Here is a 26,375-nt window from a genome sequence, read left to right as displayed (position 1 = left end):
AGGCGGGGAGCGTCGGGCGGAGAGGCTCCCGTGGCGCCCGACTACCCTGGAAGGGTGATCCTCGGCATCGACACGTCCCTCGGCTCCGCGGTGGCGGTGGTCGAGCCGGACGGCGTGATCCGCTCCCAGGTCGAGAGCGCAGACCCGCGCGGCCACGCCGAGGTCATCGGCACGCTGATCGAGCGGGCGCTGGCGGAGGCATCCGTCTCCCCGTCCGATGTCACGCATGTCGCCGCGGGTATGGGACCCGGCCCGTTCACCGGGCTGCGGGTGGGCATCGCCGCGGCGCGCACCTTCGCCCTCGGGCGCCGTGTGCCGGTCGTGCCGGTCGCGAGCCACGACGCGGTCGCCCTCGAGCTGCTCATCCACGACGCGCTGACGGGCGGATACGAGGATGCCGTCGACGAGACGTTCGCTGTCGTCACCGACGCGCGCCGCCGCGAGTTCGCCTACACGCTCTACCGCGGGCTCGACGACGACGGCCTGCCCGTGCGCGTCACGGAGCCCGCGCTCGCGCCGCGCGACGATCTCGATGCGGTGCTCGCGAACGTCGGTGCCGCGCGCCGCGACGCCGACCGGATCCCCGCGGGCATGCTCGGGCTCGCCGCGGCCCGCGCGCTCGCCGCCGGACGCACGATCGGCCCCGCCGACGCGCTCTATCTGCGCTCGCCCGACGTGACGCTCCCGCACGCTCCGAAGCGGGTGGGCTCGTGACCCTCCGCCCCGCGACCGGCGAAGACCTCGCCGCCATCATGACGCTCGAGCGGACGTCGTTCCCGACCGACGCGTGGTCCGAGGCCATGATGCGCGAAGAGCTCGCCTCGCCGCACAGCTGGTACGTCGTCGACGAGGAGGCCGGCCGTCTCGTCGGGTACGCGGGACTGCGCGCCGTCGCCGGGGCGCGGGATGCCGACGTCCAGACCATCGCGATCGCCGAGGTGTCGAGGGGCCGCGGTCGCGGTCGCGCGATGCTGCGTGCACTGCTCGAGGAGGCCGCCCGCCGCGGCGTGACGGACGTGTTCCTCGAGGTGCGCGCCGACAACCCCGTCGCGCGGGCGCTGTACGTATCGGAGGGCTTCGCCGAGATCGGCCGCAAGCCCCGCTACTACCAGCCCGACGACGTCGACGCCGTGGTGATGAAGCTCGACCTGCGCGGGTGGGCCCGCCGCGACGCGGACGGAGGGGTGTGCACGTGAACCGTGCCGAACCGCTGGTGCTCGGCATCGAGACGAGCTGCGACGAGACCGGGATCGGGATCGTGCGAGGCCGCACCCTGCTGTCGAACACGATCGCGAGCTCGATGGACGAGCATGCCCGCTACGGCGGCGTCGTGCCCGAGGTCGCCGCGCGGGCGCATCTCGAGGCGCTGCAGCCGTCGATCGAAGCGGCGCTCGCCGAGTCGGGCGTCGCGCTCGCCGACCTCGACGCCGTAGCCGTCACGTCGGGGCCGGGGCTCGCCGGCGCGCTGATGGTCGGCGTGGGCGCCGCCAAGGCGCTGTCGGTGTCGCTCGAGAAGCCGCTCTACGCCGTCAACCACCTCGTCGGGCACATCGCCGCCGACATCCTCGATGCCGACGCGCCGCCGCTCGAGTACCCGACCGTCGCGCTGCTCGTCTCGGGCGGGCACACCTCGCTGCTCCTGGTCCGCGACCTCACCACCGACGTCGAGCTCCTCGGCGAGACCATGGACGACGCCGCCGGCGAGGCCTTCGACAAGGTCGCGCGCCTGCTCGGGCTGCCGTACCCCGGGGGTCCTGAGATCGACCGGGCCGCAGCATCCGGTGACCCGAAGGCCATCCCGTTCCCGCGCGGGCTGTCGCGCGCGTCGGACATGGCGAAGCACCGCTACGACTTCTCGTTCTCGGGGCTCAAGACGGCGGTCGCCCGCTGGGTCGAGCAGCGCGAGGCGGCGGGTGAGCCGGTGCCGGTCGCCGACGTCGCTGCGAGCTTCCGCGAGGCCGTCGTCGACGTGCTCGTCACCAAGGCCCTCGCCGCCTGCCGCGACCACGGCGTGCCGCGCCTGCTGCTGGGCGGCGGCGTCATCGCCAACCGCCGGCTGCGCGACGTCGCTCTCGAGCGCGGCGCGGCCGACGGCGTCACCGTGCGCATCCCGCCGCTGTCGCTGTGCACCGACAACGGCGCGATGATCGCGGCGCTGACCTCCGAGCTCATCATGTCGGGCCGCGCGCCCTCGACGCTCGAGTTCGGCGCCGATTCGACCCTTCCGGTCACGGAGATCCAGGTCGCGGAGTCGGCATGACGGACGAACGGATGCCGCAGCCCGGCGACCCCGAGAAGCCCGAGGTCGCGACGCCCGGGACTGATCAGGCCGATCTCGACCCGGCGCCTGCGGATGCGGCAGGCGTTTCGACTGCGGGCGCCAGAGCGCCCTCCGCTCAACGAGCGGGAACTTCGGATGGAGTGGATGGACCCGACGCCGCATCCCGCTCGTCGAGCGAGCCTGCGAGTCCGAACGCAGAGACGAAACGCCCCGAGGATCCGGGCGACCTCGACTCGGCGACTTCGGAGACCTCAGCGTCTGTTCCGCCGGAGGCACCGGCCCGGCCGGCCGGGCCGACGGTGACGTCCGTGTCGCCCGACGTCGACATCGCGCAGGACGCGTCGCCGCTGCCGGGCGCTCACCGCGGAGGGTTCCTCCGGCTGCCGACGGCGCCGGTCGCCGTCACGGTGGAGACCGCACCGGCGGAGCCGGGTGGCGAGTTCGCGCCCGACACCACGTCGTGGACGGCATCGGACTCGGCGTTCCACCGCGGGCTCGCGGGCTGGGCGCTCGGATTCGCGATCCTCGGACTCCTCGTGTCGATGTTCGTCGGCTGGGGCTTCCCGATCGGGCTCGTCGCGATCGTGTCCGCGATCATCGCGCTGCGCCGTCCGCTCGAAAGCCGCGCGGTGGCCGTCTGGGCGATCGTGCTCGGCACGCTGTCGATCCTCTACAGCGCCGGCTGGCTCCTCTACGCCGCGGCGCGCGCCGACATCATCGGCTGATCCGCGTCAGACACGGTCGGCGAGGATCGCGGTGCGGCGGGTGCCGATCCGCGTGAGGACGAGGGTCGCGGCCGTCGAGCCACGGAGCTTCAGGCGGGTGCGGAGGGCGGCGGGGTCCACGTCCACGCCCCGCTTCTTGATCTCGAGGCGGCCGATGTCGCGCTCACGCAGCGCCTTGCCGAGAGCCTTCTCGTCGGCGGGCAGCACCTCTCGCACGCGGAACGTCGAGACGAACGGCGACGTGAGGGCGGCGTCCGAGGTGAGGTAGGCGATGTGCTCGTCGAGCATCCCCGCTTCGAGCGTGCGTGCGACGTCGCCGATCAGGCGCGCGCGGATGACGGCGCCATCGGGCTCGTGCAGGAAGGCGCCGAGTTCGCGGGCGGGTTCGTCCGCAGCATCCGTCTCCGCCGTCATCTCGTGAGCCTGGTCGCCGCGGATGACGAGCGCAGCGCGGCGCACACCGGGGCGCGCGAGCGCGCCCGACCACAGCACGAGCTCGATCGTCGAGCCGTCCGCGCTCACCCACTGGGCCTCGACGTCGTCGGGGATGAGAGCGCGGTCGAGGCCCGGGCCGAGCTTCACGCCGACGGGCATGCGGCGCGCGAGGTCGAAGACCCAGTCGAGCGAGGGTGACCAGTCCTGCGGGCGCGTGCGCGCGGTCTCGGAGTGTCCGGCGGTGCGGCGTGCCGGGTCCAGCCACACGGCCTCGATGCCGTCGAGGTCGGCGTCCTCCGCGGTGCCGAGACGCACCTCGGCGTCCGCGCCGAAGGGCGCGAGGTTGTAGGCGGCGATGCCGGCGGTGACCTCGTCGGCGTCGACCGCGGTCACGCGCAGGCCGAGCCCCGCGAGCCCGAGGGCGTCCCCGCCGATGCCGCAGCCGAGGTCGGCGACGCGCGCGAAGCCCGCGGAGCGGAACCGCGCCGCGTGGCGGGCCGCGATGCCGAGCCGCGTCGCCTGCTCGAGCCCGGCACGGGTGAACAGCATCCGCGCCGCCAGCTCGCCGAACTTCGCCCGCGCGCGCGTGCGGAGGCGTGCCTGGCCGACGACCGCCGAGACGAGGTCGGGCGAGTGGCCGTCGCGGCGCAGCCGCGTCACGGTGCGCGCGACATCGTCGGAGGAGTCCACCGGCGGCATCGCGTCGAGCAGGCGCAGGCCCTCGGGTGTCAGGAGCGCTTCGAGTTCGGACAGTTCCACCCGCCGAGCCTACGGCGCGGGCGCCCGCGCGGGCACCGCGGACCCCGCAGCGCCCCCCGGAACCCCCGTCCGAATCCCCCTCTCATCGGGGGCAAGCCCCGGGAACACCCCCGATGTGCGGGTTCGCCCTCCTCGGGACACTCATCTGGAAGCGGTTTTTCGGCACTCTGAGAGAAGGAAGATCATGGCCGACGACAACAACAACCTGCTGGGGATCCAGACCGTCACGGACGACATCCTGTCGAACAACGATCTCCTCTCGAACAACGACAACTCGACCGACATCGGAGTCGGCATCACCGACTCGTTCAACGACAACTCGGACAACTCCGACAACTCGGACAACTCCGACAACTCGGACAACTCCGACAACAGCGACAACAGCGACAACTCGGACAATTCCGACAACTCCGACAACTCGGACAATTCCGACAACTCGGACAACTCCGACAACTCGGACAATTCCGACAACTCGGACAATTCCGACAACTCCGACAACTCGGACAACTCCACCCACATCGACGTCGACATCGAGGACGCGTTCAACGACAAGTCGGTCCACGACTCGGCCAACGACTTCTCGGTCAACGCCGGCGTGCGGCAGTACAACGTCGGCTTCGAGGACCTCAACATCATCGGCTCGACCGGCGACGGCGGCGGTGGCGGCGGCGCGGGCTTCGCGGCTCTCGACGACGGCGGCGGCGCGTTCAACCTGTCGATCGACAACCGCTCGACGAACGTCGACAACTCCGTCAACCAGAACATCACGACGGCGTCGGGTTCGGGTGGAGCGGCGTGGGCGATCGGCGCCGACGGCGGGTCCGGCACGGGCGGCCTGGGCACTGGGGGTTCAGGCGGCTCGGGCACGGGCGCAGCCGGCGGCGCGGGGACGGGCGGTTCAGGCTCCGGCGGGACCGCGACGGCCACGGTCGGTCTCGGCACGGGTGCCGACGCTGCGGCCAACGGCACCGGCGGCTCGGGCACGGGCGCGGCGGGAGGCGCCGGGACTGGCGCTGCCGGCGGTGCGGGCACGGGTGGCGCGGGCTCGGGTGGCGCAGCCGGCGACACGGGCGCTGCCGGCGGCTGGGCCACGGGTGGCAACGTCACGCAGGTGTTCAGCAACGACAACGTCGTCGCCTCGGGGGACGGGTCGGCTGCGGCCGGCGGAGACGTCAACATCGACAACTCCACGTTCGAGGTGAATGTCGGCGACGTCGCGATCGGCAACACGACCGACTCGTACAACGACGACTACGACTACTCCGACAACTGGACTGTCGACGTCAGCGATGCCTTCAACGACAACTCGGTCGACAACTCGTGGGAGGACGACCACTCGGTCGATGTCGATGTCGACGTCGAAGACGTGAACCTGCTCAGCCCCGGCGCTGACGCGAACGACTTCGATCTCGACCTCTGACACCCGAGCGACAGGCCCGGCCGCCGGTTCGGCGGCCGGGCACGTCGCACTTCACCCGACGCCCCGCCGAGACGGGGCGAGGCTAGAGTCGGAGCGGCGCGAGAGAGGTGCATGGCATGACGGACTGGCGGATCCCCGGCGACCCGACGCCGGACGACTCCGTGCCGTTCGAGCCTGACGCCTGGACAAGCGCCGCGGAGCCCGCGACGGACGGGCTCGCGGATCCGGTGTTCGCCGATCCGTTCTCCGATGAGATCGCCGACGTCGACGGCTCTGAATGGGATGCCGACCTCCTCTGGGGGCCGGATCCCCTCGTCGACGGCGGCGATCTCGACCTCCCTCTCTGAGCCGGTCATCCGATCCGCGCCGACCGGCGCATCGCACCCGGTGCATCCCGCCCCTCGCTCTGCCAGCATGGGGTGGGGAGAGGCGCTGACGCACGCGACCTTTTGAGGAGGCCACGATGGCCGAGACCCCGGAACCCGCAGGCCACCCCAACGCCCCCACGCCGGCAGTCCGCCGCACGACGGAGCTGATCGACGTGGCCTCCGGCGTCGAGAGGATCGCGTCCGAGACCGGTCGCGCCGACCTGTTCCGCCGCCTCGAGCAGACTCGGGCGCGCCTGCTCGACCCGGATGTGCGCGTCATCATCGTGGGCGAGTTCAAGCAGGGCAAGAGCAAGCTCATCAATGCGCTGGTGAACGCCCCCGCCTGCCCCGTCGACGACGACATCGCGACGAGCGTGTCGACCTCGGTGGGCTACGCGGCGGAGCCGTCGGCATCCGTGCTCATCAGGGAGACGGATGCTGCGGACGCGGTCGAGCGGCGCACCATACCGATCTCGTCCGTGGCCGAGTACGTCTCCGAACGGGGCAACCCGGGGAACGAACGCCGCATCGTGTCGGCCGAGGTGCTGCTGCCGCGCGAGATCCTCAAGGGAGGGCTCAAGCTCGTCGACTCGCCCGGCGTCGGCGGCCTCGAGTCGTTCAACGCCCTCAGCACGCTGTCGGCCCTGTCGACCGCACATGCGGTGCTGCTCGTCTCGGATGCGTCGCAGGAGTACACCGAGCCCGAGATGCAGCTGCTCAAGCACGCGATGCGCATCTCGCCGAACGTCGCCGCCGTGCTCGCCAAGACCGACCTCTACCCGTCGTGGCGCGAGATCGAGTCGATCGACAAGGGGCACCTCGAGGGAATCGGCGATGTGCCGCTCTACTCGGTCTCGAGCGACCTGCGCCTGCTCGCCGCGGAGCTCCAGGACGGCACCCTCAACGCCGAGTCGGGCTTCCCGGCGCTCGTCGCGCACCTGCGGCGCGACGTGCTCGCCCAGGCGGAGCTCATCCACGAGCGCAGCGCCGTGCACGACCTGACCTCGGTCGTCGAACAGCTCGCGATGTCGCTGCGCACCGAGCTGAGCACGATCCTCAACCCCGAGGGCACGCCGCAGATGATCGCCCAGCTCGAGGAGGCAAAGGCGCGCGCCGACGAGTTCCGCAGCCGCTCTTCGCGGTGGCAGGTCACCTTGACCGACGGCATCGCCGACCTCATCGCCGACATGGAGCACGACCTTCGCGATCGCCTGCGCAAGGTTCAGCGCGAGGCCGAGAACGCGATCGAGGACGGCGACCCCGGGCCCATCTGGGACCAGTTCTCGGAGTGGCTGAGCCAGCGGGTGGTCGCGGCGGTGTCGGAGACCTTCGTCTGGACCGACGAGCGCTCGAAGTGGCTGTCGGAGGAGGTCGCGCAGCTCTTCGCCGAGGGGGAGCTCTCGCTGCCGCACATCGACGTGGGCGACACGCGGGGCGTGATGGATCCCGTCGAAGAGCTCGCGGGCCTCGACCCCGGACGCATGAACGCCGCCGAGCGCATCTACATCGGCGTGCGCGGCTCGTACGGCGGCGTGCTCATGGTGGGCCTGGCCACAGGCCTCGTGGGCCTGTCGCTCATCAATCCCTTCTCGCTGCTGGCGGGCGTGCTCGTCGGACGCCGCGCCTACCGCGAGGACATGTCGGCGCGGCTGTCGCGCCGGCAGCACGAGGCGAAGACCCTTGTGCGCCGGTACATCGACGAAGTCAGCTTCCAGGTCGGCAAACAGCTCAAGGACCGCCTGCGTCTCGTCCAGCGCGCGGGACGCGACCACTTCGGCGCCATCGCGGACGAGCTGCACCGGTCGCTGACCGACGCCCTCAACGCGGCGAAGCAGTCCGCGGTCACCTACACCTCGCAGCGTGACGAGCGCGTCGCCCAGCTGCGCGCACAGCTCGGGCGCCTCGAGACGTTCGGCAGAGCGATCCCACCGCTGCCGAAGGGCGGCACGCGGGCGGTGACGCCCCCGCCACCGCCCCCGCCGCCCGCGGTGACGCCCGCGGCGCCGGCACCCGCGGTGACGCCCGCGGCGCTGCCGCACGAGCCGCAGCCCGCGGCGGCCGACCGGTGAGCACGTCGATGCGGGAGGACGCACGGGCGCTCTTGGCCGAGGCGCGCGACGCGTACGCCGGTGATGCGACCGCGCTGGGTGTGCTCGACGAGCTCGACCGGCGTCTCGCCGAGCCCCTGCGGCTCGCGCTCGCCGGCATGGTCAAGGCGGGCAAGTCGACGCTCCTCAACGCGATGCTGGGCGAGCAGATCGCCCCCACCGATGCCGGGGAGTGCACGAAGGTCGTCACCTGGTACCGCTACTCGATGACGCCGACGATCACGCTGCACCTGCGGAGCGGACAGACCCGTCGGATGCCGGTGCGCCGCGATGACGGCCGCCTCGTCCTGGACCTCGGCGACACGGTCGCGGAGGACGTCTCGTGGATCGACGTCGGGTGGCCGTTGGATGCCTTGAAATCCGTGATCCTCATCGACACACCCGGCATCGCCTCGCTGTCGGCCTCGACCTCCGCGCGCGCGGCGACCTTCCTCGCCCCCGAGGAGTCCGCCTCCGGTGCGGACGCCGTCGTCTACCTCCTTCGCCATCTGCATCCGTCGGACGTGAAGTTCCTCGAGGCCTTCCGCGACACCGCCGCAGGCGCCGCGCAGACGATCTGCGCCGTCGGCGTGCTGTCGCGCGCCGACGAGATCGGGTCGGGCCGCATCGACTCCCTCCTCTCGGCAGGGAAGGTCGCGCGGCGTTACGCGCGGGACAGCTCGCTCGCATCGCTGCTCCTGGGGGTGATCCCTGTGGCGGGGCTCCTCGCCGAGGGCGCGCGCACGCTGCGCGAGCGGGAGTACGCCGCGTTCCGCGAGCTCGCCGGTCTCGAACGGGCCGACCGGGAGCGGCTCCTGGTGTCGGCCGACCGGTTCGTCCGCGACACCGCCCTCACCACCCTCGGCGCCGACGAGCGCGCCGCCCTGCTGGAGCGGTTCGGCATCTTCGGCGTGCGGCTGGCGACCGCGCTCATCCGGGGAGGGGCGCGTTCGTCTTCCGACCTGTCGCGCGAGCTGGTCGAGCAGAGCGGCCTCATCCCGCTGCAGCAGTTCGTCCGCGATCAGTTCCGCACCCGCGAGGCGACGCTCAAGGTCCGCGGCGTCCTCCTCGGGCTCGAGCGGCTCATCGACGAGCGCCCCGTCGCCGGTGCCGTCGTCATCCGCGCCGGCATCGAGAGGCTGTCGGCCGGTGCCCACGCCCTGCGCGAGCTCTCGCTGCTCGCGACGGCACGCGCCGAAGGACTCCCGCTCGCGGCGCCCGACGCGGCGCAGGCCGTCGCGATCATCGGCGGCGACGGGACGCCGGCGACCACCCGGCTCGGGCTCCCGGAGGACGCGGGAGCGGAGGCCGTGCGGCAGCGCGCCCTCGTGCAGCTCGACCACTGGCGGCGGCTGAGCGACTCGCCGCTCACCGACCGCGCCGCGGTCGCGGTGTGCCGCGTCGTGATCCGTAGCCTGGAGGCGATCGTGTCAGAAGTCCCCGAGGGTGGGGGAGTCGCCTCCGTGGCGGACGTCGTGACGCCGGGCGGACCAGGCGATCGCTCGGGGGAGCGCGCTGATGAGGAGAGCGAGCACGACGAGTCCGCATTGTCCGGCGAGCACGGGAAGGAGCGGCTCGCCGCGCTCGCCGATCGCGACGACCTCTGACGCCAGCAGCACCACGATCACCTGCAGCAGCAGGGTGCCCAGCTGCCACCACCGCACGTGCGGCTTGCGGCTCATGAACGACACGAGCAGCGTGACCTGCGTCAGCAGCACCGCCACCAGCGTGCCGAAGACCGACCAGAAGATGATGTCGGCCGCCGTCTCGTAGGTCTCGTCGCTGCGCCCCTCCGCGACGCCACGCACCACGTCGGCCATCAGGGGAAGCTGCGTCTCGCGGATCACGAACATGTAGACGATCGCGAACGCGCCGACCGCGAAGCTCAGGATCCAGCAGAGCTGGCTCAGCCTCACCGAGAACGGCGGCGTCAGCTTCACGATCACCGGCGCCGTGCTCGGTCGGGCGACAGGTGGGCGCTCCGGCGCGGGTCTCGCCGGATAAGAAGCGGGCGGGGACGACGCCGCGGGTGCACCGGGCGGAGGAGTCGTGGGGTCGGTCACGGCCGGATTGCTCATTGATCCTCGAGCGGCTCGTCGGGATATGCCTCGGGCTCGGGCGGCGTCAGCGGCTCCGCGGCGTCGACGCCCGATGTGTCCGTCATGTCCGCCATGAGCGGTGCCGCGTCCTCCGCAGGTGCGGGCTCGGCGGGCGCCGGCGGCTGCGTCGCGGCGGTGGCAGCGGCATCCGCTGCCGTGTCCACCGCGTCGGTCACCTGCGACAGGCCGTCGTCGAGCACGGGATCCGCGAGGACGGATGCTGCGGCATCCGTGTCCGCCGCGTCCGGGTCCGCGACCTCGGCGTCGACGGGCGCGTCGGCCTCGTCGTCGGCGTCGCCGGTGGTGGTGGTGTTGTGGCTGCCGGTGGTGTTGCCGACCGCGACGTCGCCGACGCCGATCGTCGTCTCGGACTCGTCGACCAGGACGTCGTCGCCCGCGGCCACGGATCCGTCGCCCGCGGCGACGACCGCGCTCTGGTCGAAGATCTGGGTGAGGTCGCCGCCCTGCGTCCAGATGTTCTGGTTCGTGGACTGGTCGACGATGGTCGAGCGCGCGTCGATCGTCGTGAACTGGTTGATGATGCGCGAGATCTCGCGGACCACCTCGGGATCGGTGCTGCGGGGGGTGGGATCGGGGACGGACTCTCTGACGACCGTCTGGTGGCTCGCAGGCCGCGGTGCCACCGACGGGTGGTCGACGATGACAGGAGCGACGCTGCGAACGTCGGCGGCGCACGCGCCCTGGATGCCGCGCGCGGCCATCGCGCCGTCGGGGTCGTCGTTGAACTCCTCGACCGCGTGGGGATCGCGCAGCAGGCTCAGGATGAACGCGATCAGCGCATCCGCGACCGTCTCGATCGGCGTAGTCATGGTCCCCTCCAGCGTCGGGTGCGTGCGGCACAGGTGTCCGCAATACTGAACGTGTTGCTCACGGTATTCAGATGTCGTGGGGTCGGCATCGGGGCTAACCCCTATGGCGTCACGCGGTCCGATGGGGGTCCGCGTCGGTCTCCGTGCCCGGTGCGTCGGCCGCCGAGGCGGGTTCGCTCATGAGCAGGCGCAGCTTCGCGATCACGTCCGAGCGCGACGTCGCGCCCAGGCGACGGCGGATGTGTGCGATGTGGTGCTCGGCGGTGCGCGGCGAGATGAAGATGGCCTCGCCGATCTCGGCGTAGGTCTTGCCCTGCAGCACGAGCCGCGCGACCTCGCGCTCGCGCTCGCTGAGCACCTCGGCGGCGGGCGACGCGTCGCTGTCGGCGCGGGCGGCCGCGGGCTCTCCGGCGGCGGGCGCCGTGGTCCGCTCCAGCTCGATCGGGTGCAGCTCCCGTGCCCGGGCCAGCAGCCGCGCGCTCACGCGCCGATCGGTCGAGCGTGCGGCTCCGTGACCGGCCAGGCGCGCAGCATCCCATGCCATGCCGAACGAGGCGAGCTGCTGGGCGGCCGTTTCGACGGCGTCGGGATCGACGGTGCCGGCGAGCACCGACGTCCAGATGCGGCCGGCCTTCGCCATCGCGGCGGCCACGGCGCTGTGATGGCCCGCGGCGACGAGGGCGTGCGCATGCGGGATCAGCTCATCCGGACGACCGAGAAGGATGCTGCGCTGCACGCCCGCCCATCGCACGGCGGCCGTCCACAGCGGCGAACCGCCCAGTCCATCGGCGACCTCGAGAGCCCGCTCCAGCGCCTGCGCGGCGCGATCGGCGTCGCCCGCCTTCGCGGCCGCAGACACGAGTTCGGTCACGGGCAGGAAGAGGAAGGCGTCGACGTCGACGCGCAGGAGCGCGGTGTGGGCGGTGCGCCAGGCGGCGGCGAGATCGGCGGCGTCGCCGTACCGGCGTGCGAGCGCCACCTCGACCGCCCGCGCGAGGAGCCGGTCGCGGGGTGAGCGCACGCCGGGCTGCGCGTCGGCCTGTGCCAGCGCGAGGCGGGCGTCGTGCGGGCGCACGCGCTGCACGGCGATCCAGGCGCGCCACAGCAGCAGCCGCGGGCGCGCCCACTGCCCGCCGTGCCCGCCCGCGATCGCATCGTCGACGATGGACTGCGCCGTGACGGTGTCGCCGAGGTGGAGCGCGACGATCGCGGCGATCACCGCGGGCGGCTCGGCGATCGGCGCCGACGTGCGTGCGGAGGTGTACATCTCGGACGCCCGGATGAGGTCGACGAGCACCGCGTCCGTCGCGTCGGCGGCGAGCGTCGCGCGCAGGCCCCGGTCGACGAGGGTCATCGCGGTGCCGAGGGTCGACGGCATGGCGGCGAGCTCGTCGGGCTCCGTCTTCGCAGCGGCGAGGGCGGTGCCGTCGCCGACGCCCAGCGCCGCGATGGTCGCGCGGGCCGATGCGGCCGCGGTCCGCGGTGGCATCGCGCGGTAGGTCGCAGCGCTCTGGGCCAGCATGCCCCGCGCCGCCCAGACGGCCGCGGCGAGGTCGGTGAGACGGTCGGCATGCTCGCGGGCACCCGAGTCGCCGGTACCGGGCTCGTCGTCCACCCGGGTGCGCGCGGCCTCGGTGAGGACCGCGGCCTCGTCGAGATCGCCCACGGCCCAGGCAGCCTGAGCCCGGCGTTCGAGGAGCGCCGTCGCCTGCAGACCCGCGTCCCACGCCGCCTGGTACAGCTCCCGCGCACGCTCGGGGTGGCTGTCGAGCAGCCGGTCGCCCTGGTCGGCCAGCGCGGCACCGAGCCCGGGCGTGTGCAGGCGCGACAGCATCGCGGCGTAGTCCGGGTCGTCGCTCGCGACGGCGAGCGTGAGGCCGTCGCCGAGCTCCGCCGTCAGCAGGGCTATGGTCTGCGCCGACGCCGCGGACCGCACGGCTGAGCGCACCGCCGGCGCCGCGCGTCCGCCCCGCAGCAGCAGCCCTTCGGCGTACGCGCGGAGAGCGAGTTCGTCGTCCCCCTCGCGGTCCGCCGGCGCAGGGCCGTGGGCCGAGACGAGGCAGCGACGCTCGACGAAGGTGCGGATGTCGGCGTCGACGGTCTCGAGCCGGTGCGCGACGCGGTCGTCGAGCACGCGCGACAGCGCGCGATGGGAGGCGTCGTCGACGCAGTCGCGCTCGTCGTGGGCGGCGATGGCCTCGGCGACGAGCCACGACACCCCGTCGGTGAGCGCGAGGACGCGATCCACGCACACCGTCGGGATCGACAGCCGACGCGTCTCCAGATCGTCGAGCACGTCCGAGCGCGAGACATGCCCCAGGACGATCGCGGGCTGCGTGTGCTCGAGCAGGCGCGCGATGGTGACGGTGGCGTCCGTCGTCGGCCACGGCCTGCTCGCGACGATGAGGCCCGCGTCGGGGTCGTCGGCCCGACGGCGCACGGCGGCGAGCAGTTCCGGTCGCAGCAGGTGCAGGTCGTCGACGAGGAGCACGTGCGCGGCGGGAAGACGCACGATCTCACCCGCGGTGTCCGGCATCACCGCGACGTCGCGCTCGCCGGCGACGAAGGCGTCCTCCAGTCGCTGCAGCAGCGTCGTCTTGCCAGAGCCTGCCGTGCCCACCACCAGCGCACGCGGTGCGCGCCCTGCCCGGGCGGCCAGCGCGTCCACGACGGGCCGGAGGCGCCGGGGGAGGCCGGGGGCGCCGCTGCGAGCGGCCATGGCGGCCGGGCGATCTGTCGCGAGGAGCATGTCGAACCCTTGCGTGTCGTGTGCGTCACCCGCTCACTGCGGGATCGGCACGTCCGTCGGTTCGGGGCTCGGGGCGGGCTCGCTCGGGGCGGGATCGGGGGGAGGGTCGCTGGGGGCCGGGTCCGCGGGCGGGTCCGCCGGAGGATCGGTCGGGGTGGGGTCCGCCGGCGGGTCGGTCGGCGTCGCATCCGCGGGCGGATCGCTGGGCGTCGGGTCTGCCGGTGGGTCGGACGGAGGGGGATCGGCGGGCGGGTCGGTCGGCGTCGGATCGGCCGGCGGATCGCTCGGCGTCGGGTCGGCGGGCGGATCGTCCGCCGTCGACCCGCCGGGAGCGGTGCTCGTCGCAGGGCTGGTCGACGCGGAGTTCGACCCCGAACCCGACCCCGACCCCGAACCGGACCCCGAGCCCGTTCCCGAACCGGACCCCGACGACGGCGACGCGGCCTTCGCGGCCTGGCTCGGGCTGGTGGCGGGAGTGCGTGCGTCCGACTCCGCCATCGCCTTGGTCGCGGTCGCCTTGCGGGGGTTCGCCGACTTCGGCGCGGGCGTGGTGGTCTTCTCCTCGACCGGCGAGGCGGCGTGCTCGGCGAGGGGCGCCGCGGCCGACACCGGTGCCGCCTTCGGCAGAGCTGCGGGCGGGGCCGACGACGGCTCCTCCTCGTCCGCTGTGCGGGTGGGCGCCGGGCGCGGGTCCTCGGCCTCGGCCAGCGACCCGGCGGCCATCGTGCCGGCGAAGACGAGGCCGCCCGCCACCGCCACCGCGGCGGCGCTGATCAGCAGTGTCAGTCCGCGCTTCGCAGCGTGCTCCGGTCGCGCTGCGGCGCCTGCTGCGCGCGGCGGAAGAAGATCGAGCCCGTGTGCGGCCTGTGACACGAGGTCGTCGAACGTCGCCGGCGTCTCCGGAACGATAGCGAGCGCGCGCTCCTCGAGGCGCGCGAGCGCCGTGCGCGCGGCGCCGAGCGAGATGGATGCCTTGGGATCGGCGTCGATCGCCACGGGGCGGTCGAACCTCTCCGACAGCTTCTGGGCGACCAGCGGGATGCGCGACGAGCCGCCGATGAGCACGAGCGCCGCGAGCTGACCGGGCGCGAGGTCCGCCGAGTCGATCGTCCGCTCGAGGGCGTCCACCGTGCGCTCCAGCGCCGGCTCGATCATCGACTCGAACTCCGCCCGCGTCACCCGGATGCTCGAACGTGCGCCTCCGACGAACACCGGGATCACCGCATCCGAGTCGAACGAGAGCGCCTCCTTCGCCTCGACGCAATCGCGTCGCAGCTGCTGGAGGGCGAGGCGTGTGTCGGGGTCGTCGAGCGACAGCGCGCTCGCCGCGATGCCCGAGACCGTGAGGGCGTGGCGCAACACGGCGTCGTCGAAGTCGGCGCCGCCGAGGTCGTCGATGCCTGCGGCCTCGCCGCGCACCGCGAACGCCGATCCGGCCCCCTGCTGGAGCACGACGGCGTCGAACGTTCCGCCGCCCAGGTCGTAGACCGCCAGCGCCTGGCCGGCCGCGAGCGGGTGCGTCGCGCCGTAGTGACGAGCTGCGGCCTCCGGCTCGGGGATGAGCTCGACGTCACGGATGCCGAGACCGCCGAGCGATTGCGTGACCAGGGCGAGCCGGTGCGGTCCCCACGCCGTGGGGTGCGTCAGCGCGATCGCCGCCGGGGGAGCGCCTTCGCGCTCGCTCACGGTCTGCACGACCGCGGCGAAGGCGCGCGCGAAGAGGTCCTCGGATCTGAGCGAGCGTCCCCCCACCGCGATCGGGACGTCGTCGCCCACGCCGCGTTTGAACTCGCGGATCAGGCGCTCGGGCTGACTCAGGCCGCGGCGCTCGCCGGCGTCGGCGAACAGGAGGTCTCCGTCGTCCGTGACGAAGGCGACGGAGGCGACGTTGTCGCCTCTTCGGCCCAAGGGCACAGGTGTGACCGTTGTTTCGCCGCTGGATCCGGTTCGGGCCGTAGCGGCGGCCGTTCTACTCGTGCCGACATCGACCGCGAGTGCGTACTCATGCGAAACCATCGCTGAAACTCCCCCAAAGAGTTCAGGACGAGTCTCCCCCCGGCCACTGGTCTACCACCGCGGGTGCGCCAGCGCGAGGGGGTGCTCGCAAAACAAGGACACATCCACGGAGACGCCCGGCGCGATTCTGATACATCGTCGTGCGAGTCGGCGTCCGGTTCGGCGCAACGGCGGGGCGCAGCATCCGTGTGACGTCGCATTGGCACTCACGTTGCATGAGTGCCAGCCGGTTGCCTAGACTGACGTAAGCACTCTCAACGTCAGAGTGCTAACGAGTCTTAGTCTCAAGAAAGAAGAGGTAGACCGTGTCGGTTTCCATCAAGCCGCTCGAGGACCGCATCGTCATCAAGCAGGTCGAGGCCGAGCAGACCACGTCCAGCGGTCTGGTCATCCCCGACACCGCCAAGGAGAAGCCCCAGGAGGGCGAGGTCGTGGCGGTGGGCCCGGGTCGTATCGACGACAACGGCAACCGCATCCCGCTCGACGTCGCCGTCGGCGACCGCGTGATCTACAGCAAGTACGGCGGGACCGAGGTCAAGTTCGGCGGCGACGAGTTCCTCGTCCTGTCGGCTCGCGACGTCCTCGCGGTCGTCGTTCGCTGAGTTCGCGCACCACGCGCACCCCGAAAGGGTCGGATGCTTCGGCATCCGGCCCTTTCGTCGTCTGCGTGCACGACACGATGTGCTCCGCAGTCACAAAGGGTGGGAGCCGGTGGCCCGCAACGCACCAGAAGCGACTGCGGAGCAGCGAGGCGAGGCGAGGGGAGGGGAGGGGAGGGGCGGGTCGTCTGGCGGTGGCAGGAATGACACCATGGACGACGGAGAACGGATGCTGCGACTCTTCGGCTGCGGGCCGCGCCGCGGCGGTGCGGGCGTAGGCTGACCCGGTGAGTCACGAGCAGTCTGCCCTTCCCGATCGCGACGTGGTGGACGGGCTCGACGACTCGACGGCGCTCGACCTGGGCGTCACCACCGGGACCCGCAGGGCCGTGTCCGATGCGGCCGCGGCCAGGGAGCGCCGGCTCGGCGGGGTCTTCACGTTCTCCGCGTACCTGCTGTGGGGCTTCCTGCCGCTGTACTTCCTACTCCTGGCGCCCACCGGGCCGTGGGAGATCGTGGCGTGGCGCATCCTGCTGTCGCTGGTCTTCTGCGCGCTCCTGCTCACGGTGACCCGCACGTGGCCGCGGCTCGCAGCGATCTTCCGGCAGCCGAGGGTGCTCGGCCTCACCGTGATCGCGGGCCTCTTGATCTACGTCAACTGGCAGGTGTTCATCTACGGGGCCTTGAACGGTCACGTGATCGAGACCAGCCTGGGCTACTTCATCAACCCGATCGCGACGGTCCTGCTCGCCGTGCTCGTGCTGCGCGAGCGGCTGCGGCCGACGCAGTGGGTCGCCATCGGCATCGCCGCGGCGGCGGTCGCAGTGATCGTGATCGGCTACGGCGCCTTCCCGTGGATCGCGCTCACGCTCGCGGCATCCTTCGGCGTCTACGGCCTCGTGAAGAAGAAGGTCGGCCCGTCGGTCGACGCCGTGAGCGGGCTGACCCTCGAGACGCTGTGGCTCACGCCGATCGCGGTGGTCGTGCTCGTGATCGTCGGCGCGACCGAGGGGCTCACGATGGGTGCGGACGGCTGGCAGCACACGGTGCTCCTCAGCCTGACCGGCGTCATCACCGCGGTGCCGCTGCTGCTGTTCGCCGCGGGCGCGCGCCGCGTCTCGCTCACGACCATCGGGCTGCTGCAGTTCGTCGCGCCGGTCCTGCAGTTCCTCGTGGGCTGGCTCGTGCTGGGTGAGCCGATGCCCCTCGAGCGCTGGATCGGCTTCGGGCTCGTGTGGGTCGCGCTCACCGTGCTCACGGTCGATTCGCTCATCCACGCCCGCCGCAGCCGCGTCGCGGCGTAGCGCTCAGCGCACCAGGCGGGCGATGGCCTGCGTGGCCTCGGTGATCTTGGCGTCGGCCTCGGCGCCGCCCAGGCGCGCAGCATCCACCACGCAGTGGCGAAGGTGGTCGTCCAGCAGACCCACGGCGACGGCCTCCAGTGCGGAGGTCAGCGCGCTGATCTGCGTGAGGATGTCGATGCAGTACTTCTCGTCCTCGACCATCTTGTGGATGCCGCGGGCCTGCCCCTCGATGCGCTTGAGGCGATTGAGGTACTTGTCCTTGTCGGTGATGTAGCCGTGGTGGGAGTGCTCGCCGGAGTCGGAGTGCGCGTGCTCGAGGGTGGTGTCGGTCATGTCGGGCTCCTTCAACGGTGAGCGGTCGAGAGGCTGCGGAAGCGACGCAGGCGCAGGCTGTTGCCCACGACGAAGACGCTCGAGAAGGCCATCGCCGCTCCGGCGATCATAGGGTTCAACAGGCCCAGCGCCGCCAACGGGATCGCGGCGACGTTGTACGCGAAGGCCCAGAACAGATTGACCTTGATCGTGCGGAGGGTCGCGCGCGAGAGACGGATCGCGTCGGCCGCGCTGCGCAGATCCCCGCGGACCAGGGTGATGTCGGATGCCTCGATCGCAGCATCCGTCCCGGTTCCCATCGCCAGACCGAGGTCGGCCTGGGCGAGGGCGGCGGCGTCGTTCACGCCGTCGCCGACCATCGCGACGAGGCGGCCCTCGCTCTGGAGCTCGGTCACGACGGCGACCTTGTCCTGCGGAAGCACCTCGGCGATCACGCGCTCGATGCCGACCTCGTCGGCGATGGCCTGTGCCGCGGCGGCGTTGTCGCCGGTGAGGAGCACGGGCGCGAGACCGAGGGCCTTGAGCTGCCGCACTGCCTCGTGGCTCGTGGGCTTGACCTGGTCGGCGACGACGAGGAGGCCCTGCACCGCGCCGTCCCAGGCGGCGAGGACCGGTGTGCGTCCCAGCGCCTCGGCCGCGGCCTTGGCGACAGCCAGGTCGTCGGGGAGGCTCAGCGCCCAGTCGGCGAGCAGGGCCTCGCGGCCGACGAGCACCGCGTGCCCCTCGACGACGCCCGAGACGCCCTTGCCCGGCACGTTCTGGAACGACTCGACCGGCGGCAGGTCTCCGGACTCGGCGGTCGCGGCGCGGGCGATCGCCTGCGCGATCGGGTGCTCGGAGGCGTGCTCCAGGGCGCCCGCGAGACGCAGCAGCTCGGCGCGAGCCGCGGACGCCTGGTTCGTGTGCGGGTCGGCGGATCCGGTGATCATGACGTCGATGAGCGACATGCGTCCGCTCGTGACGGTGCCGGTCTTGTCGAGCACGACCGTGTCGACCGTGCGCGTGGACTCGAGCACCTCGGGGCCCTTGATGAGGATGCCGAGCTGCGCGCCGCGGCCGGTGCCGACGAGCAGGGCGGTGGGGGTCGCGAGCCCGAGCGCGCACGGGCACGCGATGATGAGCACCGCGACGGCCGCGGTGAAGGCCATGGAAGCCGGGGCGCCGGTGAGGAGCCAGGCCACGAGCGTGCCGAGCGAGATGAGCAGCACGATCGGGACGAACACGCCCGAGATGCGATCGGCCAGGCGCTGCACCTTGGCCTTGCCCGACTGGGCGTCTTCGACGAGCCGCGCCATCTGCGCGAGCTGCGTGTCGTCGCCGACGCGCGTCGCGCGCACGACCAGCCGGCCGCCCGCGTTGACGGTGGCGCCGACGACCGCATCGCCGGGGGAGACCTCGACGGGGACAGATTCGCCCGTCACCATCGAGGCGTCGACGGCGGAGGTGCCGGAGGTCACGATGCCGTCGGTGGCGATCTTCTCGCCGGGTCGCACGACGAACTCCTCGCCGACGCGGAGGTCGGCGACCGGCACGCGCACCTCGGCGACGCCGTCGCCGGAAGCACGGAGCACGGCGACGTCCTTCGCGCCGATCTCGAGGAGGGCCCGCAGTGCGGCACCCGCGCGGCGCTTCGACCGCTGCTCGAAGTACCGGCCCGCGAGCACGAACGTCGTGACGCCGGCGGCGACCTCGAGGTAGATGTCGCCTGCGCCGCTCTCGGGTGTGACGGACCACTCGAACGTGTGCGTCATGCCCGGCATGCCCGCGTGGCCGAAGAACAGCGCGTACAGCGACCACAGGAACGCCGCAGAGACGCCGAGCGAGATCAGCGTGTCCATCGTGGCCGCGCCGTGGCGCAGGTTGATCCAGGCGGCCCGGTGGAACGGCCACGCGCCCCACACCACCACCGGCGCCGCGAGCGCCAGCGACGCCCACTGCCAGTAGGTGAACTGCAGGGCCGGGATCATCGCCAGGACGATCACCGGGACCGACAGCACGATCGACCCGATGAGTCGCTGCCTGAGGCTCGTGAGCTCAGGGTCGGCGGGCTCCTCAGCCGTGGGCTCTGTCGCCGGCGGTGCGGGGAGAGCGGCCGTGTACCCGGTCTTCTCGACCTCCTGGATGAGCGCCTGCGGGTCGAGTCCCGCGGGAGCCGTGACGAACGCCTTCTCGGTGGCGTAGTTGACGGATGCCTCGACCCCGTCCATCCGGTTCAGCCGCTTCTCGATCCGCGCGGCGCACGACGCGCACGTCATCCCGCCGATCTCGAGTTCGAACCGGGCGGCGGGGGTCGAGGTCTCGCTCATGCGCGGACCGCGCTGTACCCGGCCTCGTCGACGGCCGCGATGACGGCGTCGTCGGCGAGCTCGGCGGCGGAGACGATCTTCAGCGTGCCGGCGGCCGCGCTCACCTGGACGTCCTTGACGCCCTCGAGCTTCGACACCTCGCCGCGCACGGACGCCTCGCAGTGCCCGCAGCTCATTCCCGTCACCGTGTACTCGGCCTCAGCCATGATTTCTCCTCTGGGTCGTGAGGATACCCCTCAGGGGTACCCAGTCGCTCCAGTGTATACCCACAAGGGGTATGGGAGGCCGGCGCCGGCCTCGGAATCGGATCCGGCGGTGCGCGCGAACAGGCCGACGAGTTATCCACAGCGGAGGAGCCCGGCGAGCGTCTGGAATTACGGTCCGATCACGGTTTTCAAGCTGTTACAGATCGTTAACGAAAGGCAACATTGGCGACGCTTGACGGCGATTAGGTTTAGTGCACTGGGTCGGCGCCCGAGCCGTTCCCGTTGTAATCGCACAGCAAGGAGCAACATGAGCGTCTTCACCCGCTCGCGCACGACCACCGTCCTCGGTGGCATCGCGCTCATCGGCGCCAGCGCCCTCGTCCTCGCCGGTTGTTCCGGCGGCGGTGGCGGCACCGGTGGCGAGGCCAGCGAGAGCGCAGGTCCCGTCGAGGAGCTGAGCCTCAAGATCGGCACGGCACTTCCCCAGACGGGCAACCTCGCATTCCTCGGCCCGCCCGAGGAGGCCGGCGTCGCGTACGCGGTCTCGCAGATCAACGAGGCGAGCGCCGACACGGGACTCACCCTCGACGTCGAGTACGGCGACTCCGGTGACACCGACAACAAGGCCTACGAGACCGAGATCCCGCGCCTGCTCGGCGAGGACGTCTCCGCCATCATCGGTGCGGCGTCGTCGAGCACGTCGCTGCAGTTCATCGACCAGGTCACCGGTGCCGGGGTCATCCAGTTCTCGCCGGCGAACACCTCCGACGCGTTCACGACCTACGACGACAACGGACTCTACTTCCGCACCGCTCCGTCGGACGTCCTCCAGGGCGAGGTGCTCGGCAACCTCATCGCCGAGGACGGCCACCAGACGCTCGGCATGATCGTGCTGAACGACTCGTACGGCACCGGCCTGGCGAAGTACGTCACCGAGGCCTTCGAGGCCGCCGGCGGCGAGGTCGTCGCGGCTCCCACCTACAACACGGGTGACACGAGCTTCGACGCGCAGATCTCGGAGGTCCTCGCGGCCGACCCCGACGCGATCGCCCTGATCACGTTCGAAGAGGTCAAGACGATCCTGCCCAGCCTGTTCGGTCAGTACCCCGCGGAGGACCTGTACTTCGTCGACGGCAACCTCGCCAACTTCGGCGAGCAGTTCCCTGCGGGCTCGCTGACGGGCGCGAAGGGAACGTTCCCGGGCCTGTCGCTCGACGCGATCACGGACTTCACCGACGCGCTGCAGGAGTTCAACGAGGGCGAGGGCAACGCGCCGCTCACCGAGTTCACCTACGGTGCGGAGTCGTACGACGCCACGATCCTGATCGCGCTGGCCGCCCTGGCGGCGCAGTCGACCGACGGAACCGCGATCGCCGAGAAGCTCATCGAGGTCTCGGGCGGCTCCGGCGAGGGTGAGAAGTGCACCACGTACGCCGAGTGCGCGGCCATCATCGTGGGTGGCGGTGTCGCCGACTACGACGGCATCTCCGGCCCGATCACGTTCGACGAGGTCGGCGACCCGACCGAGGCGTCGATCGGCATCTACCAGTTCGGCGACGACAACAAGTACGTCCCGTACGAGGGCTGATCGTCCCAGATGTGAACGGCCCCGGGTCCTCGGACCCGGGGCCGTTCCTCTTCTGGTTCGGGGGCCCGCTCGGCTTCCCGTCACTCGCAGGGCACGTGGTCGGCGTTCGCACAGGGAAGAAGGAGGGGACCGGATGCCGCGGCATCCGGTCCCCTCCTTCTGAGGCGCTGTGACAGCTACTTGCCGAGCGTTCCCAGGTAGAGCTCCGTGACCTTCGGGTCGTTCAGCAGCTCGCGGCCGGATCCCGTGTAGGCGTCGCGGCCCTGATCGAGCACGTAGCCGCGGTCGCAGATCTGCAGGCAGCGGCGGGCGTTCTGCTCGACCATGATGCACGTCACGCCGGCGCGGTTGATCTCCGAGACGCGGATGAAGGCCTCGTCCTGCCGGACGGGGGACAGGCCCGCCGACGGCTCGTCGAGCAGCAGCACCTTCGGGTCCATCATCAGAGCGCGGCTCATCGCGACCATCTGGCGCTCGCCGCCCGAGAGCGATCCGGCACGCTGCTTGAGGCGCTTGCCGATCTCGGAGAAGATCCCCGTCACGAACTCGAGACGCTCCTTGTAGGCACTGGGGCGCTGGTAGAGCCCCATCTGCAGGTTCTCCTCGATGGTGAGGCTCGGGAACACGTTGTTGGTCTGCGGGATGAACCCGACACCACGCGCCACGAGCTTGTTGGCGCGCAAGCCGGTGATGTCGTCGCCTTCGAGCGTGATCGTCCCGCTGCGGACGTGCACCTGCCCGAAGATCGCTTTCAGCAGCGTCGACTTGCCGGCGCCGTTGGGACCGATGATGCCGATCAGCTCGCCCTGGTGGGCGACGAGGCTGCAGCCGTTGAGGATGTTCACCCCGGGCAGATAGCCGGCGTGGACATCGTCGATGACGACGACGGGAGTGCCCGTCGCGGTGGGAGCGGTCATCTGCCGTCCTCCTCTTCCTCTTCTTCGGCCACGCCCTCGTCGACGAGCGCTGCGGCGTCCGCTGCGGCCGAGGCATCGGCATCCGTCGTCGGGTCGGCCTGGACGACATCGATGCGGCCCGTCACGACGCCCAGGTCGAGTTCCTGATGGGCGCCGAGGTACGCGTCGATCACCGCGGGATTCCTCATGACCGTATCGGGGTCGCCCTCGGCGACGATCTTGCCTTCAGCCATGACGACGACCCAGTCGGCGATGTGGCGCACCATGTGCATGTCGTGCTCGACGAACAGGACGGTCATGCCGAGGTCCTTGAGGTCGAGGATGTGGTCGAGCAGCGACTGCGTGAGGGCAGGGTTGACGCCTGCCATCGGCTCGTCGAGCATGACGAGCGTCGGCTCGGTCATGAGCGAGCGCGCCATCTCGAGCAGCTTGCGCTGGCCCCCCGACAGGCTGGCGGCGAAGTCGTCGGCCTTCCCGTCGAGTTTGAACTTCTCGAGCAGCACCATCGCGCGGTCTTCGAACTCCGCATCCTGCGATCGCCACAGCGCGGGGATCAGGCTGCCCCAGAACTTCTCGCCGCGCTGGTTCTTCGCGCCGAGCTTCATGTTCTCCATCACCGTGAGCAGGCCGAGGGCCTTGGTGAGCTGGAAGGTGCGGACCAGCCCCATGCGCGCGACCTTGTAGGCGGGCACGCCCGAGAGCGATGTGCCGTCGAAGGTCCACGTCCCATGGTCGGGTCGATCGAACCCGGTGAGCAGGTTGAACAGCGTGGTCTTGCCGGCGCCGTTCGGCCCGATGAGGGCCGTGATGGCGCCACGCGGGACCTCGAGGTGGTCGACGTCCACCGCGTTGACGCCGCCGAACGAGCGGCGCACGTCGTCGGCGATGATGATCGGGTCGACCTTCGCGACGCCGGGGGCGGCGTCGCCGACATGGAGGCCGGTGGTCTTCGGACGGGCGACCGGCGCGCCCCCGGTCACCGGAGCGGTTTCACTTGACAAAGGTCAGCTCCTTCTTGTTGCCCAGGAGGCCCTGCGGCATGAAGATCACCAGCAGCATGAGCGCGACGCCCACGAGGATGAACCGGAGCGTGCCTGCCTGGATCTGCGAGAGGCCGAACAGCAAGCCGGCTTCGGCCATCGCCGGCAGAACGTTGGACAGGAACGTCTGCAGCGCCCAGAAGATCAGCGAACCGAGGATCGGGCCGAACACCGTTGCGGCACCGCCGAGGAGGAGCGCCGTCCAGACGAAGAACGTCAGCGACGTCACGTAGACGCCGGGGCTGACGGCTGAGGGCAGCGCGTACACGATGCCGCCCGCGGCCGCGAGGACACCGCCGAGCACGAGCGCCTGCATCTTGTAGGAGAAGACGTTCTTGCCGAGCGAACGGACGGCGTCTTCGTCCTCGCGGATGCCCTTCAGTGTGCGCCCCCACGGGCTGCGCATGAGCATCCACACGACGAGCACCGCGATCGCGACGGTGATGATGCCCGTGATGCGCACCCACCATCCGGTCTCGTTGTAGACCCAGGGGCCGAAACCGTACTCCCCGGGCGGGATCGGATTCGACGCCCGGAAGCTCTCGTGGTACCCGCTGAGTCCGTCGGCCGAGCCTGTGACGCTGTCGAACGCTGTCGTGAGGAACATCAGCCGGAGCACTTCTGCGGCTGCGATCGTCACGATGGCGAGGTAGTCGCCCCGAAGGCGCAGAGTCGGGATGCCCAGGATCAGCGCGAAGATCGCCGCCGCGGCCAGACCGATGAGGGCCCCGGCCCACCAGGGAAGGCCGAACGAGAGGATCGAGATCGCGTAGCCGTAGGCGCCCACGGCCATGAAGCCGGCGATGCCCATGTTGATCAGACCCGCGTAGCCGAAGTGCACGGCGAGGCCGAGGGCGGCCAGTGCGTAGCCGATCGTTGCGGGGCTGAGGATCGAGGAAAGGGTGTTGGAGAGAATCTGCAACCAGTTCATGCGCGTGCCTTAACCAATCCGCTCTCGTCGGCCCAAGATGCCCTGTGGTCGGAACAGCAGGATGACGATGAGGATGAACAGTGCGCTGGCGTACTTGAGGTCGGCCGGGATCCACAGGCTCGACACCTCCACCAGGATTCCGACGATCAGCGCGCCGATGAGCGCGCCGTACGCGGTGCCGAGACCGCCGAGGACGACCGCGGCGAACATGAGCAGCAGGATCTGCGCGCCCATGTCCCACTTGATGCCGGGGCGGTAGTACGCGTACAGGATGCCGGCGAGGCCGGCGAGGCCGCCCGCGACGATCCACACGACGCGCACGACATGGTCCACGTCGATGCCGGATGCGGCGGCCAGCGGCGCGTTGTCGGAGATGGCGCGGGTGGCCTTGCCCGTCCGCGAGCGGGTGAGCCACAGCGCGAACGCCACGATGACCACGATCGAGATGGCCAGCGAGACCAGGTCGATGACGCTCATCTGCACCGCGCCGAACAACGGGATCTTCGCCTCGGACGAACCCGGAAGCTGCAGCGTCCCGCCGCCGATGAAGAGCTGGAACGTGTAGCGCAGTGCGAGCGAGAGGCCGATGCTCACGATCATGAGCTGCACGACGCCGACTCGGCGCCGGCGCAGCGGTCGCCAGAGGATCACGTCGAGGAAGAGGCCGAAGAGTGCGCTGAGGACCACGGCGATCGGGTAGCCGAGCCACCACGGGAGCGCCACGGTCGCCGGTCCGACGAGCAGATAGGCGGCGATGGCGCCGAAGGTCACCATCTCGCCGTGCGCGAAGTTGGAGATGCCGGTCGTGCCGAACACCAGTGAGAGGCCGATCGCAGCGAGGGCCAGCATGAGTCCGAAGCTGATGCCCTGGATGACGCGCTGGACGAGCTGGTCGAAGAAGCTCGTGACGTTGCGCTCGCCCTCGCCGATGAAGAAGTTGACGCTGACGCGGCCGCCCTGGCCTACCTCGACCTCTTTGACGTTCGGGGTGTCGTCCTCGGCATCGACCACGGCGATGCCTTCGGGAAGCGTCTCCTCGTCGAGCGTGACGACGTAGGTCTCGCCGCGCTCGGGGACGTTCACGTGCCATTGGCCGTTCTCGTCGGTCTCGACCTCTTGTTCCCCGCCGGGGCCGTCGACGGTCAGGACGACGCCTTCGAGCGGCTCACCGTCGAGTTGGACGTTGCCGCTGATCCGATAGGGATCGTCTTCGTCGGCCAGTGCGGGCGTCGCGGTGGCGAACAGCCCCAACAGGACGAGCAGCAGTCCGAAGACAGCGGCGATCGCCCGCCTTCCAGACACATGTCTCGTGGTCACAGTCGCAGGACCCACAGAACCTCCAGTTCGCCGCCGACGAGCGCACCGATGTCCGGGTCGCATCG

22 protein-coding genes are annotated in these 26,375 nt (G+C 71.1%); 11 read left to right on the top strand and 11 right to left on the bottom strand.

Annotated elements, in window-relative coordinates:
- Positions 1–54 precede the first annotated feature (54 nt).
- The 4 genes from tsaB to Q9R33_RS03000 all read left to right on the top strand — a co-directional run bounded on the left by tsaB (position 55) and on the right by Q9R33_RS03000 (position 3,006).
- Complete coding sequence (gene tsaB, locus Q9R33_RS03015; protein ID WP_311292824.1) at positions 55–714, top strand: tRNA (adenosine(37)-N6)-threonylcarbamoyltransferase complex dimerization subunit type 1 TsaB; 660 nt, start codon at positions 55–57, stop codon at positions 712–714.
- Entirely contained in the window at positions 711–1,196 is a 486-nt protein-coding gene (gene rimI, locus Q9R33_RS03010) for a ribosomal protein S18-alanine N-acetyltransferase (protein WP_311292823.1), read from the top strand. Before tsaB ends, rimI begins: the two co-directional genes overlap by 4 nt.
- The gene (tsaD, locus tag Q9R33_RS03005; RefSeq protein WP_311292822.1) at positions 1,193–2,260 is read left to right on the top strand and encodes a tRNA (adenosine(37)-N6)-threonylcarbamoyltransferase complex transferase subunit TsaD; all 1,068 of its coding nucleotides are present in this window, start codon (positions 1,193–1,195) and stop codon (positions 2,258–2,260) included. Before rimI ends, tsaD begins: the two co-directional genes overlap by 4 nt.
- A gap of 329 nt (positions 2,261–2,589) precedes the next feature.
- Complete coding sequence (locus Q9R33_RS03000; RefSeq protein WP_310248888.1) at positions 2,590–3,006, top strand: hypothetical protein; 417 nt, start codon at positions 2,590–2,592, stop codon at positions 3,004–3,006.
- A 6-nt stretch (positions 3,007–3,012) separates the two neighbouring features.
- Here Q9R33_RS03000 and Q9R33_RS02995 read toward each other — a convergent pair whose 3' ends face one another.
- Positions 3,013–4,200 carry a class I SAM-dependent methyltransferase gene (locus tag Q9R33_RS02995; RefSeq protein ID WP_311292821.1) on the bottom strand — a complete coding sequence of 396 codons (1,188 nt, stop codon included), beginning with the start codon at positions 4,198–4,200 and terminating at the stop codon, positions 3,013–3,015.
- Between the two features lie 184 nt (positions 4,201–4,384).
- Here Q9R33_RS02995 and Q9R33_RS02990 point away from each other — a divergent pair, with 184 nt between their 5' ends.
- From Q9R33_RS02990 to Q9R33_RS02975, 4 genes are all read left to right on the top strand, one after another.
- Positions 4,385–5,620 (top strand): hypothetical protein, encoded by a 1,236-nt coding sequence (locus tag Q9R33_RS02990; protein ID WP_311292820.1) that lies wholly within the window; start codon positions 4,385–4,387, stop codon positions 5,618–5,620.
- Between the two features lie 116 nt (positions 5,621–5,736).
- A complete protein-coding gene (locus tag Q9R33_RS02985) occupies positions 5,737–5,967 on the top strand; it encodes a hypothetical protein (protein ID WP_056371155.1) in 231 nt (76 codons plus the stop codon).
- A gap of 116 nt (positions 5,968–6,083) precedes the next feature.
- Positions 6,084–8,057 (top strand): dynamin family protein, encoded by a 1,974-nt coding sequence (locus Q9R33_RS02980; protein WP_311292819.1) that lies wholly within the window; start codon positions 6,084–6,086, stop codon positions 8,055–8,057.
- Positions 8,054–9,682, top strand: coding sequence for a dynamin family protein (locus Q9R33_RS02975; RefSeq protein ID WP_311292818.1), 1,629 nt, complete (start codon positions 8,054–8,056; stop codon positions 9,680–9,682). The genes Q9R33_RS02980 and Q9R33_RS02975 overlap by 4 nt, the downstream gene beginning before the upstream one ends.
- A 467-nt stretch (positions 9,683–10,149) precedes the next feature.
- Here the strand turns inward: Q9R33_RS02975 and Q9R33_RS02970 are convergent, their stop codons facing one another.
- The 3 genes from Q9R33_RS02970 to Q9R33_RS02960 all read right to left on the bottom strand — a co-directional run bounded on the left by Q9R33_RS02970 (position 10,150) and on the right by Q9R33_RS02960 (position 15,667).
- Positions 10,150–11,004 carry an IniB N-terminal domain-containing protein gene (locus Q9R33_RS02970; RefSeq protein WP_311292817.1) on the bottom strand — a complete coding sequence of 285 codons (855 nt, stop codon included), beginning with the start codon at positions 11,002–11,004 and terminating at the stop codon, positions 10,150–10,152.
- A gap of 109 nt (positions 11,005–11,113) precedes the next feature.
- Positions 11,114–13,753 (bottom strand): LuxR C-terminal-related transcriptional regulator, encoded by a 2,640-nt coding sequence (locus tag Q9R33_RS02965; protein ID WP_311292816.1) that lies wholly within the window; start codon positions 13,751–13,753, stop codon positions 11,114–11,116.
- Between the two features lie 33 nt (positions 13,754–13,786).
- Positions 13,787–15,667, bottom strand: a complete 1,881-nt coding sequence (locus tag Q9R33_RS02960; RefSeq protein WP_311292815.1) for an Hsp70 family protein — start codon at positions 15,665–15,667, stop codon at positions 13,787–13,789.
- Between the two features lie 407 nt (positions 15,668–16,074).
- On the opposite strand from Q9R33_RS02960, the gene groES reads away from it, so the two are divergent.
- Both groES and rarD read left to right on the top strand, forming a co-directional pair.
- Positions 16,075–16,371 (top strand): co-chaperone GroES, encoded by a 297-nt coding sequence (gene groES / locus Q9R33_RS02955; protein WP_045275440.1) that lies wholly within the window; start codon positions 16,075–16,077, stop codon positions 16,369–16,371.
- Between the two features lie 386 nt (positions 16,372–16,757).
- On the top strand, positions 16,758–17,672 hold the full coding sequence (rarD, locus tag Q9R33_RS02950; protein ID WP_056371611.1) for an EamA family transporter RarD: 915 nt from the start codon (positions 16,758–16,760) through the stop codon (positions 17,670–17,672).
- Between the two features lie 3 nt (positions 17,673–17,675).
- On the opposite strand, the gene Q9R33_RS02945 is transcribed toward rarD, so the two are convergent.
- From Q9R33_RS02945 to Q9R33_RS02935, 3 genes are read right to left on the bottom strand one after another with little or no spacing between them, the layout of a single operon-like run.
- A complete protein-coding gene (locus tag Q9R33_RS02945) occupies positions 17,676–18,005 on the bottom strand; it encodes a metal-sensitive transcriptional regulator (RefSeq protein WP_311292813.1) in 330 nt (109 codons plus the stop codon).
- An 11-nt stretch (positions 18,006–18,016) separates the two neighbouring features.
- Positions 18,017–20,311, bottom strand: a complete 2,295-nt coding sequence (locus Q9R33_RS02940; protein WP_311292812.1) for a heavy metal translocating P-type ATPase — start codon at positions 20,309–20,311, stop codon at positions 18,017–18,019.
- Positions 20,308–20,517, bottom strand: coding sequence for a heavy-metal-associated domain-containing protein (locus tag Q9R33_RS02935; RefSeq protein WP_056371143.1), 210 nt, complete (start codon positions 20,515–20,517; stop codon positions 20,308–20,310). The genes Q9R33_RS02940 and Q9R33_RS02935 overlap by 4 nt, the downstream gene beginning before the upstream one ends.
- Positions 20,518–20,824: 307 nt before the next feature.
- On the opposite strand from Q9R33_RS02935, the gene Q9R33_RS02930 reads away from it, so the two are divergent.
- On the top strand, positions 20,825–22,105 hold the full coding sequence (locus Q9R33_RS02930) for an ABC transporter substrate-binding protein (RefSeq protein WP_310248909.1): 1,281 nt from the start codon (positions 20,825–20,827) through the stop codon (positions 22,103–22,105).
- A 176-nt stretch (positions 22,106–22,281) separates the two neighbouring features.
- Here Q9R33_RS02930 and Q9R33_RS02925 read toward each other — a convergent pair whose 3' ends face one another.
- From Q9R33_RS02925 to Q9R33_RS02910, 4 genes are read right to left on the bottom strand one after another with little or no spacing between them, the layout of a single operon-like run.
- Positions 22,282–23,022 carry an ABC transporter ATP-binding protein gene (locus Q9R33_RS02925; RefSeq protein ID WP_056371140.1) on the bottom strand — a complete coding sequence of 247 codons (741 nt, stop codon included), beginning with the start codon at positions 23,020–23,022 and terminating at the stop codon, positions 22,282–22,284.
- On the bottom strand, positions 23,019–24,023 hold the full coding sequence (locus Q9R33_RS02920) for an ABC transporter ATP-binding protein (protein ID WP_396654060.1): 1,005 nt from the start codon (positions 24,021–24,023) through the stop codon (positions 23,019–23,021). Before Q9R33_RS02920 ends, Q9R33_RS02925 begins: the two co-directional genes overlap by 4 nt.
- Positions 24,013–24,993, bottom strand: a complete 981-nt coding sequence (locus tag Q9R33_RS02915) for a branched-chain amino acid ABC transporter permease (protein ID WP_056371135.1) — start codon at positions 24,991–24,993, stop codon at positions 24,013–24,015. Before Q9R33_RS02915 ends, Q9R33_RS02920 begins: the two co-directional genes overlap by 11 nt.
- Positions 24,994–25,002: 9 nt before the next feature.
- Entirely contained in the window at positions 25,003–26,310 is a 1,308-nt protein-coding gene (locus Q9R33_RS02910) for a branched-chain amino acid ABC transporter permease (protein ID WP_311292811.1), read from the bottom strand.
- Positions 26,311–26,375: the final 65 nt, after the last annotated feature.

Origin of the sequence: Microbacterium sp. PRC9 (assembly GCF_031844125.1) — a bacterium.
Taxonomy (GTDB): domain Bacteria; phylum Actinomycetota; class Actinomycetes; order Actinomycetales; family Microbacteriaceae; genus Microbacterium.
This window is presented reverse-complemented; position numbering and strand designations above follow the sequence as displayed.